The sequence below is a fragment of the Adonisia turfae CCMR0081 genome (assembly GCF_011009555.1).
Lineage (GTDB): Bacteria > Cyanobacteriota > Cyanobacteriia > Phormidesmidales > Phormidesmidaceae > Leptothoe > Leptothoe turfae.
Window position 1 is genome coordinate 2757728 of record NZ_QXHD01000004.1, and the last position, 531, is coordinate 2758258.

Annotated in this window: 1 protein-coding gene; it reads right to left on the minus strand. The window is 54.0% G+C overall.

Going from position 1 to position 531, the window contains the following annotated elements; all coding sequences use genetic code 11:
• Nucleotides 1-531, minus strand: a 531-nt coding sequence (locus DXZ20_RS37500) for a DUF7507 domain-containing protein (protein WP_431732077.1), incomplete at both ends; no start/stop codon positions are given.

Sequence of the window (531 nt, forward strand, 5' to 3'; positions counted from 1 at the left end):
CATTGGCTAAGCCCCGGGCTGTAAATACGGGTGCACCAATAATGGAGAAAGCGCCTTCTCCGTAGGTGTCATCCAGGTCTTCAGTGAGCTGAACATTGTTCAATGTGACGTTACCCAGGTTCTCCACCGTGGTTTCGTACACCACTTCAAAGTCACCATCGGCCTGGGTGATAGCAGATACCACTCGCTTGGATACACCAATGGCCGGGGTCTCTGGCGGTGGTAACTGTACCGGGGTTGGATCGTTTTCACCCGGTTCATTCCCGTTACCGTCTCCGTCTGCATCGGTTTCCAGCCCGTCGTCCGAATCGTCGTCCACATTAGTCCCGTTGGGGGATGTGCCGATTGCCTCAATTTGGTTAGTAAACGTTCCTGGTGTGTTGACCAGGTCACTTTCCACTTCCACGGTGAATCGGAAGGTGGAGTTTTCACCGACCTGAAGCGTTTGAGCCGCTGCCAGAATGCTGGTATCCCCAGGGGTGCCATTGGGTTCATCGGCATCAAAGTTAGCATTGGGCGTCAGTTGCACCT